We start from the raw sequence: 8919 nt of genomic DNA on the forward strand, positions 1-8919 counted from the left end.
AGTGAATCCGGCCTGAATTCAGGCCGGATATCCTTTTACTTCGTTTTCTCGCAATCCAGAACTGTATTTACAATCATCTGATACCCCGTGCAGCGACAAAGATTTCCCGCCAGTCCGCGACGAATTTCCGTAATGGTTAATGGCTTCTCGCGTGGTTTCGCCAGCATTGCCGTGGTAGCCATAATCAGGCCAGGCGTACAAAACCCGCACTGCACTGCGCCGGATTTCGCATAAGCCTGCTGAACATGAGAAAGTTTTCCGCCTTTCGCTTCACCTTCCAGCGTGCGGATCTCTTTTCCTTCAGCCCAGGCGGCAAGGTATAAGCAACTGTCTATTGCTGTGCCGTCGACCAACACCGTACAGGCACCACATTCACCCACGCAGCACCCTTGTTTGACACTTAGCAGTCCTTGTTCGCGGAGTAATTCCGAGAGCGGCGTGCCTGGTGCGGCGTGAAGCTGAAAAGGCATCTCGTTAATGGTGCATTCGATGGTAATTGTTTCGCTGTGATTCATTGCAATTTTCCCCCCGCCGCGGCGACGGCTTCGCTAATCACTTTTTTGGTCATCGTCTGGATGAGATGCAGACGAAACTCTTTACTGGCCCGCCATGAAGAACGCGGGGCGACATCTTGCAGGACAGATTCGCTGATAGCTTCCAGCGTTTGCAGGTTTAATGGCGCATTTTGTGCAGTCTGTTCGGCATGTTGGCAGCGAATCGGCGTTGGCGCGGCAACACCAAATGCCAGGCGTAATTCGCTGAAATTGCCGTTATCCAGTCGGCAATGTGCGGCGCAGCCAATCGTTGAAATATCCATTGCGTCGCGCATGGCATATTTAAAATGCGCGCTGCCCGCGTGTTCTTTCGGCTGTGGCGGAAAATGAAAGGCGACGAGGATTTCGTCATGCTCAAGAGACACTTTGCCCGGCCCGGTGTGAAAGCCATTAATCGGGACGAAACGAACACCGCGCGGGGAGTGGATCTCCAGTTTCGCGTCATAAATTAGCGTTGGCGTGGCAGAATCTGCGCTGGTGGCACCGTTGCAAATATTTCCACCGTAGGTAGCGACGTTACGGATCTGCGGTCCAGCAATGGACGTGGCCGCAGCACATAACGCCGGGAGATGACGTTGAGTTATAGGATCTTCTATTAGCTGGGTAAATGTCGTTGCAGAGCCGATACGTAGCGAGCCATCTTCCGCCAGCGTAATTCCCCGCAGCTCCGCCAGATTATGAATATCAACAATATGGCGATAACGGTCATTGTGATGGTGGAGCTGAATCAGTACGTCAGTGCCACCGGCGAGCAGTTTGGCCTGCGGGTTGTCAGCCAGCAGGTTGATGGCATCGGCAAGGGTTGCTGCGCGATGGTAAGAAGCAAAATCAAACATGATGTTATCCTCAAATCAATCCTGCCAGATGGAACTCTTCATATAACCGTTTTGGCGTCAGCGGCAGTGTATTGATTGCAACACCGGTAGCCATCTTCACCGCGTTACGAATAGCAGCGGCAACAGGAATTATTGGTGGCTCACCCAGTGACTTATGTCCGTATGCGGATTGCGGCTCATTGATTTCGACGAACGCGCTTTCCAGTTGTGGCAGATCCGGCATGGTCGGCATTTTGTAATCCAGCAGATTGGGGTTACGGACCACGCCGCTTTTAGCATCGATGATCATCTCTTCAAATAGCGCCCAGCCAATGCCCATTCCCATTCCGCCGTGTACCTGACCTTCTGCCAGCAGTGGATTAAGAATATGCCCTGAATCATGAACGTTGAGGATGCGGTTGATGATGACTTTGCACAGCGCAATATCGACCGTCAGATCAACAAAGGTACAGCCAAACGCCGGTGGGTTAGTGGTGGTTTTGATGGAGCTTTCAGCAGAGAGCTGCCCGCCGCGTTCAGGGTGGTAGAAAGCGTCCATCGCCAAATCTTTTAACGACATTAACGGCTCTTCCGGTCGTTCAACCAGCACGATATGGCCTTTTATCAGGGTCAGATTCATCGCTGACTGATGTAGCATGACTGCGGCGTGAGCGATGATTTTCTCTTTTAATAATAGTGCCGCACTGCGCAGCGCAGGCGCGGCAACATAGCTCTGGCGTGAGGCAAATGCGCCGGGATCGAACGGCGTAACGTCGGTATCTTGAGTTGAAATAACGCGAACGTCGCTGACCGGAACCCCCACGGTTTCTGCCACCATTTGCGAGAAGACGGTGTCGGCACCCTGACCGATTTCCGTCGCGCCGCTTTGCACGTTGATGGTTCCATCCTGATTCATCAGAAGGCGCGCGCCTGCTATTTCTACGCCGACAGGCCAGGTGTTAGAGGTGTAGCTAAAACAGGCGACGCCAACGCCGCGGCGCAAATTGCCTTGCTGGTTCTGGCATTCTGCACGGCGTTTTTCCCATTCAAAGATTTTCCGGCCTTTTTCAAGACACTCCGGCAACCCTGCGCTGTAAATACGTTTGCCCGTGAGCGGATTAGCATCTCCTTCGCGGGCGGCGTTGCGTAAACGAATTTCAACAGGATCAATACCTAACGCTGTCGCGGCGTCATCAAGCATAGACTCAACGGCAAATACGACTTGTGGCGCGCCATAACCACGCATCGCACCAGCCGAGGGGAGGTTGGTATAGCAGGTCTTTGAACTGTAAGCGTAGGCACAACGAGGATAAAGGTAAGCGACTTTATTCCCCCCCGCAGAAGCGATGGAGTGCCCGTGAGATGCATAAGCGCCGGTGTTAGACAGAACATCCAGACTATAACCTTTCAATGTTCCGTCGCGGTTCACGCCCATTTGCCCGTCAATGGTAAAAGCGTGGCGGGTACGGGTTGCGAGGAAACACTCTTCACGGCTAAGGGAAACTTTCACCGGAATGCCGCCAAGCTTGCTGGTCAGGAATGCCGCCATTGGCTCTTCCAGTACATCCTGTTTATTACCAAAACCGCCACCGACAAATGGTTTGATGACTCGTACGCATGACCAGGGAATATCCAGCGCCTGACCAACCACGCGGCGAACAATGTGCGGGATCTGGGTGCTGGAAACGATGGTAATTCGCGAGTCATCCTCCATCCACGCCAGCGATGTTACGCTTTCCATGTGACAATGTTGAATAACGGGGGTCTGATAGTGCCCCTGTACCTGGTAGTCGGCGGCATCGATTGTTTGTTGGACATTACCCGTCGACATCGTGCTTTGTTTCAGTAAATTGCCACCGTTATGGATTGGTGCAGCGTCTTCTGCCAGCGCCGCTTCTGGCGTGGTGATAACGGGTAATTCTTGCCACTCAATGCTGACCAATTGCGCCGCTTTTTCTGCCGTGAGTTCATCGCGGGCCACGACGATGGCAACGGCGTCACCATGATGACGAACATGGCGAGTTAGCAGTGCGCGATCGGCGGTATCGCGCTTGTTTTCGTCAAGTGTCCAGGCATGCCCAGCTGTAGCGAATGGAATATCAGGCACATCTTCCCAGGTAAAAATCGCCAGTACGCCCGGCAAACTTCTGGCTTGTTCATCATTAATACTTACGGCATAACCATGTGCGATAGGGCTACGTACATATTTCGCATAACACATGCCCGCCATAACATAATCGTCAGTATATCGTGCCCGCCCGGTGACCTTAGCAATGGCATCGACGCGCATGCATGATTCACCCGTAGCGGTTGCTTCCCGCGCTTCCATAGAAATCCCCTCGATTTGAACATTTGGTTCTTATGGCAAAGATTTAGTCTAAGCAGGCAAGATTTACGCCAGAAACGACGATAAGCGTTAGGGGAGGTAGGAAGTGTGATGACGTTAAAAAAACACAGATATGATACGAAACAGGACTCTGAATAGGGGCAGTGATACGTATCAATATGAGTGGCGATAAAATCAATGTGATAAATTGGGATTATTACGCATCAGGATGGGAAATAGGGTAAAAAGTCAGGAAGTTCGATACCTCTACAGCGAATATTTTGCTGATGATACTTCCCTTTGCCAAATGAAATTAACCTCTTTCTCTATTACCACGTTTTTCCAGAAGCAAGAGATTGGGTATCAAGAGGCTGGCTGCTATGATAAGGCGTCTTGTTTTTTAAGCGAGGAAAGATTTTGAGTGCGGGACGCCTGAATAAAAAATCTCTGGGTATCGTGATGTTGTTATCGGTTGGACTGCTTTTGGCGGGCTGTTCGGGTAGCAAATCATCCGATACAGGAACGTATTCCGGCTCCGTTTACACCGTGAAACGGGGGGATACGCTATATCGTATTTCGCGCACCACGGGAACCAGCGTAAAAGAACTGGCGCGACTGAACGGCATTTCCCCCCCTTACACCATTGAAGTTGGTCAGAAACTAAAACTGGGTGGGGCGAAAAGTAGCAGTAGTACACGTAAATCAACCGCCAAATCAACGACCAAAACCGCATCGGTTACACCGTCATCAGCGGTACCGAAATCTTCCTGGCCGCCAGTAGGGCAACGTTGTTGGTTATGGCCAACGACAGGGAAAGTTATCATGCCGTATTCGACAGCAGATGGCGGCAATAAAGGGATTGATATCTCAGCTCCACGGGGTACACCTATTTACGCCGCGGGTGCAGGAAAGGTGGTGTATGTGGGCAACCAGCTGCGTGGCTACGGTAATCTCATCATGATTAAACACAGTGAAGATTACATTACGGCTTACGCCCATAATGACACGATGCTGGTAAATAATGGGCAAAGCGTGAAGGCTGGGCAAAAAATCGCCACTATGGGGAGCACGGATGCGGCATCTGTTCGCCTGCATTTCCAGATTCGTTACCGTGCAACGGCAATTGATCCGCTACGTTACTTGCCGCCGCAGGGCAGCAAGCCAAAATGCTGATGGCGAATTAATCAGCAGTCAGCAGCGCGGCACTTGCTAAGGAGAGCGTAAGGTTTATAATGCCTTACGCATCTCGAAGCGGGCGTAGTTCAATGGTAGAACGAGAGCTTCCCAAGCTCTATACGAGGGTTCGATTCCCTTCGCCCGCTCCATGACACTTCTTAAAGTCTACTAACTTACTGAATCCTAAGGGATACGGCTTAACGCCTTCCGATAGTTTTACTCACTGTAACCAACACTGTGACTAACTTTGTTGAAGTAGTGAGCAGACCTAAGGTCTCAGTACATGCTCAAGTCAAGAACCTACCTTTATCAGCGTAATGGTGTCTTTTACATCCGTCTTAGGATGAAGACCACTAGTCGCCTGACCGCTTCGCTTCCTTCTCACAACCGTTATAAACTAGCGTCAGTATCTTTACGGACCAAGGATAGACGTACCGCTATGGCTCACTCACGGCACATCAAGTCAGCACTTAAAGCAATCCATGCAGATAACCCTAACGCCTCTTATGAGGAGCTACGGGAGCACCTGAAGACCATTGTCGAGTGGGAACTTAGTGTCAGCCGTGATGACCTTAACGACCCGGAGTCCTACCAGCTTTACGTTGACCAGTACGACGACATCAAGTCCAACCTTCGGGAAGCTGTAGCGACTGAGCGTCTGACTGTAGACCAGCATCACTATATCAATGACGTTATCGGTGTACTTAAAGCCTGTCAGGATAGACTCAAGGGCGATAACTCTGGCCTGTTGTCTTACCTTGAGCCTGAGACTGGCAGTCTAAGACCGTCCGTCTCCCTATCTGTATCATCGGAGCCTGAAGTCCCTGAACCTCTCGTGACTCTGGAACGAGTAACTAAAGCACTGACCCTCGCGTCTCTCATTGAGCAGTACGAGCAGGAGAACGCCCAGAACTGGAAGCCAGCGACCCTAAGCGAAAACCGAGCGTCACACTCTACGCTAATCGAGATATTCGACTATCTGGATATTCAGGATGTCGGCAAGGCGACCCGTGCAGATATGCTTAGGGTCCGTGAAGTCCTCCAGCAGCTACCGAAGAACCGCAAGCAACGCTTTAAGGACATACCGCTGTCTGACCTGCTGAACCGGGAGTCTAAGACTGACTGTTTGGATGTCGTTACCATCAACAATAAATACCTTATCAAGATGGCTGCTGTGTTTAAGTGGGCGGTACGCAACGACCTGATAGCTAAGAACCTGACAGAAGGTCTTGAGCTGAAAGTCCCGCAGCGTAAAGCCTCCGACGCTCGTGATGCGTTCAGTCCTGAGCAGGTAAGGCAACTACTGGTCGCAGCTAAAGCGTACTCGCAGAAGACCTCAGGTAAGCCATACCATTATTACGTCACCGCTCTGGCTGCAATCACTGGAGCAAGACTTAACGAGGTGGCCCAACTTCAGGTTAAAGATGTCAGGACCACTGAGGCTGGGACCGTTTTTATCCATATCAACGAAGACGATAGCAGCCTGCCGGGTAAGAGTATCAAGAACGCCCACAGTGACCGCTGTGTCCCGTTGGTAGATGGTGCTTATGGTTTTGTATTGGCTGACTTTATGTCACTCGTGGAAGACCGTAGAAAGACTGCGGGTGATAATGCTATGGTATTCGATGGCCTCAAGCTGATGAAGAATGGCTACGGTGAGCAGGTGAGCAAATGGTTTAACCGGACCTTGTTACCAAAAGTTCTCGCTGACCGTAGCGGCTTAGCGTTTCACTCGTTTAGACATACAGTTGCGACCCAGTTAAAACAACATGGGGTCGAGCTAGCGTATGCTCAGGCGATTATGGGTCATAGCTCAGGGTCTATAACTTACGACCGTTACGCTAAAGAGGTCGAGGTGGATAGATTGGTTAATGTGATGGCAGGTGTTTATAAGGAGACTGGATTAAATGGCTGAGTATTATCCGGCGGTGTTTGAAGCAGAGGCTTTTAACTGTCCTCACTGTGGTGTATATGCCCGTCAGTTCTGGCGTAGGATGTATGGAAGTGCGCGTGAGTTGGCGCAAAGGACAACCGAGTTCCGAATGTCAACATGCTCTCATTGCGGTGATGATGCTTATTGGTATGACGGCAATATGATTATTCCGGCGGCTGGCAATGTTGAACTACCAAATCCAGATATGCCAGATAACTGCAAGTCCGACTATATGGAAGCCCGAAGCATCATTAATCTGTCTCCTAAAGGGGCCGCTGCACTCCTTCGTCTTTGCCTTCAGAAGCTAATGGTCCACTTAGGCGAGCCGGGAGAAAACATTAATAAAGACATCCGGTCACTCGTCCAGAAAGGACTACCTGTACGCATCCAGCAGGCGGCAGATATCTGTCGTATTGTCGGCAATCAGGCGGTCCATCCCGGAGAGATTAGTCTTGATGATGACCCGCAGTTGGCACACGGTCTCTTTAAGCTGCTGAACATTATTGTCGATGACCGAATCACGAGACCGAAAGAAATTGAGGCTATGTTCCAGAGTATGCCTGAAGGTCCACGTCAAGGTATTGAGAATCAGGACAGACAGGCGAGGGAGCAGCAGCAGGCCGCTAACGAATGAAACCCACACTATAGGGGAAGGGGGGGGACTAAACTATCACTATAGGGGAGAGACCCTAAGTCCCCACCTTAATAGCAGTCACGACCCATACACACATTCATTAAGTCTCAGGCTTCCGGTAGCGGACCGATTGGAAACCATCCGCAGACGCCTAGTGTTAAATCACCTTGGCCTGAGACCATTCCTTTTAACGTAAGCTATCTTCCCTTTTGACAGGCGGGGAGCAGTAGACCACATCCGACTTTAAGTTGGCTCTGTGATAATCGCTGCGCGGATAACTGAAGAACCAAGACATCATTGCTGAGGTCTGCCATCCATTTGTGGACAGGCGGAAACTCAAAGAGGTTAGACCAGTGGTGTCTGAGGTTGGAGCTTTGAGCCTGACCAGCAGGCTTGAGGAGACCATGAGTTCATCTTGTTATGGATTGTGTTATCACAATTCCAATAAGAAGAACTTTAAGTCCAGCCTCCAGTCCTGTCAGCCCGAAGTATACTACGGTCGCTATGATGTGGTCTCCATGCTTCGGGTCTAACTGGAAGTACTGAACACTTTCGCGTCAAGTTCTCCGAAGTTCATTCCTGTTTGACTAAACTATCACTATAGGGACCATATCTCGCCTCTGACCTCCTGAGAGACGGCAAGCGAGAAACCGTGGTCCACGCTAGCTTGCTAGCCACCAGCCTAAGGCAAGACAGCCTCTGGTCAGCCTGTGTGTTCTTTGGTCTCGTGACTTAAGTCTATCACCACACACGCTCGGACATGCTGTCGAACCTTCATCTCTATGGTCATCGCAGACCACTAACCCCAATTACCTCAAGTCATTCTGTTTGCGTCCTGTTGCCTGCTGGTCTCCCTTTACGTGGGGGCTTGAGTAGGTCAGTGGGGTGCGACTTCAGGGTGCAAACAAAAGGAGTACACGTAAATGTCCCAACAAGAAATCAGCGTCATTAACCTCGACCAGCTTGTCTCCATGACCTCAGTTGAAATTGCTGAGCTGACAGGCAAGGAGCACCGAAATGTCCTGCGTGATATTCGCAATATGGCTGAGGAGCTTAACGCGCTCAAAACTGAGCAGTGCTCAAAACTGAGCAGTCATATCGGGGTGACTGAAGATGTCTATCTAAACGCGCAGGGGAAACAGCAGCCGCTGTATCGTCTCGACCGTAAGCATACTTTCATTCTGGTCGCTGGCTATTCCGTTCACCTCCGCGCCAAGTGTTACGACCATATTCAGACGTTAGAGCGTCGAGTCCTTCAACTGGAAGACCAGAAGAAGCGAGCAGCCATTCAGTCCGCTAACCGCCGAGGCGTGACTTGGGGCGACTACTGCAAAACCTATGGTCTGCCCGCTCAGAAGCTAATGACCGCACTTCTCCAGCATCGTGGCCTCTTTCGTTGCGTATTTTCATGAAAGGAGATCACTCAATAACTTCCATCGAGATCGGGTAATAACATTTGAACAGATCGCTGAATAACATCG

General features: G+C 50.7%; 6 protein-coding genes, 1 tRNA gene and 1 pseudogene. 5 read left to right on the forward strand and 3 right to left on the reverse strand.

Annotation, left to right across the window (positions count from 1 at the left end; genetic code table 11):
- Nucleotides 1-35: 35 nt before the first annotated feature.
- Genes xdhC through xdhA form a run of 3 tightly spaced genes read right to left on the reverse strand, consistent with a single transcriptional unit; the run spans nucleotide 36 to nucleotide 3698 of the window.
- Nucleotides 36-515 carry a xanthine dehydrogenase iron sulfur-binding subunit XdhC gene (gene xdhC, locus FTE26_RS15870; protein ID WP_001016586.1) on the reverse strand — a complete coding sequence of 160 codons (480 nt, stop codon included), beginning with the start codon at nucleotides 513-515 and terminating at the stop codon, nucleotides 36-38.
- Nucleotides 512-1390 (reverse strand): xanthine dehydrogenase FAD-binding subunit XdhB, encoded by an 879-nt coding sequence (gene xdhB, locus FTE26_RS15875; protein WP_000459182.1) that lies wholly within the window; start codon nucleotides 1388-1390, stop codon nucleotides 512-514. The genes xdhC and xdhB overlap by 4 nt, the downstream gene beginning before the upstream one ends.
- A 10-nt stretch (nucleotides 1391-1400) precedes the next feature.
- Nucleotides 1401-3698: a xanthine dehydrogenase molybdenum-binding subunit XdhA gene (gene xdhA / locus FTE26_RS15880; RefSeq protein WP_000388148.1), complete on the reverse strand. Its 2298-nt coding sequence runs from the start codon at nucleotides 3696-3698 to the stop codon at nucleotides 1401-1403.
- Between the two features lie 414 nt (nucleotides 3699-4112).
- Here xdhA and actS point away from each other — a divergent pair, with 414 nt between their 5' ends.
- From actS to FTE26_RS15905, 5 genes and pseudogenes are all read left to right on the forward strand, one after another.
- Nucleotides 4113-4868: an amidase activator ActS gene (gene actS, locus FTE26_RS15885; RefSeq protein WP_001272558.1), complete on the forward strand. Its 756-nt coding sequence runs from the start codon at nucleotides 4113-4115 to the stop codon at nucleotides 4866-4868.
- Between the two features lie 78 nt (nucleotides 4869-4946).
- Nucleotides 4947-5020, forward strand: a tRNA-Gly gene (locus FTE26_RS15890).
- A gap of 134 nt (nucleotides 5021-5154) precedes the next feature.
- On the forward strand, nucleotides 5155-6786 hold the full coding sequence (locus FTE26_RS15895; protein ID WP_000920420.1) for a site-specific integrase: 1632 nt from the start codon (nucleotides 5155-5157) through the stop codon (nucleotides 6784-6786).
- Nucleotides 6779-7438, forward strand: coding sequence for a DUF4145 domain-containing protein (locus tag FTE26_RS15900; protein ID WP_000852869.1), 660 nt, complete (start codon nucleotides 6779-6781; stop codon nucleotides 7436-7438). The genes FTE26_RS15895 and FTE26_RS15900 overlap by 8 nt, the downstream gene beginning before the upstream one ends.
- 923 nt (nucleotides 7439-8361) lie before the next feature.
- Nucleotides 8362-8835: pseudogene (locus FTE26_RS15905) on the forward strand (Rha family transcriptional regulator); the annotation flags it as partial.
- Between the last annotated feature and the right edge of the window lie 84 nt (nucleotides 8836-8919).

Source organism: Escherichia sp. S10b, from assembly GCF_028421345.1.
In the GTDB taxonomy this organism is placed as follows: Bacteria; Pseudomonadota; Gammaproteobacteria; order Enterobacterales; family Enterobacteriaceae; genus ECMA0423.

Coding starts and splice junctions, on each gene's coding strand:
- xdhC (WP_001016586.1), bottom strand. CDS start 515: ATGAATCACAGCGAAACAATTACCATCGAATGCACCATTAACGAGATG.
- xdhB (WP_000459182.1), bottom strand. CDS start 1,390: ATGTTTGATTTTGCTTCTTACCATCGCGCAGCAACCCTTGCCGATGCC.
- xdhA (WP_000388148.1), bottom strand. CDS start 3,698: ATGGAAGCGCGGGAAGCAACCGCTACGGGTGAATCATGCATGCGCGTC.
- FTE26_RS15895 (WP_000920420.1), top strand. CDS start 5,155: ATGCTCAAGTCAAGAACCTACCTTTATCAGCGTAATGGTGTCTTTTAC.
- FTE26_RS15900 (WP_000852869.1), top strand. CDS start 6,779: ATGGCTGAGTATTATCCGGCGGTGTTTGAAGCAGAGGCTTTTAACTGT.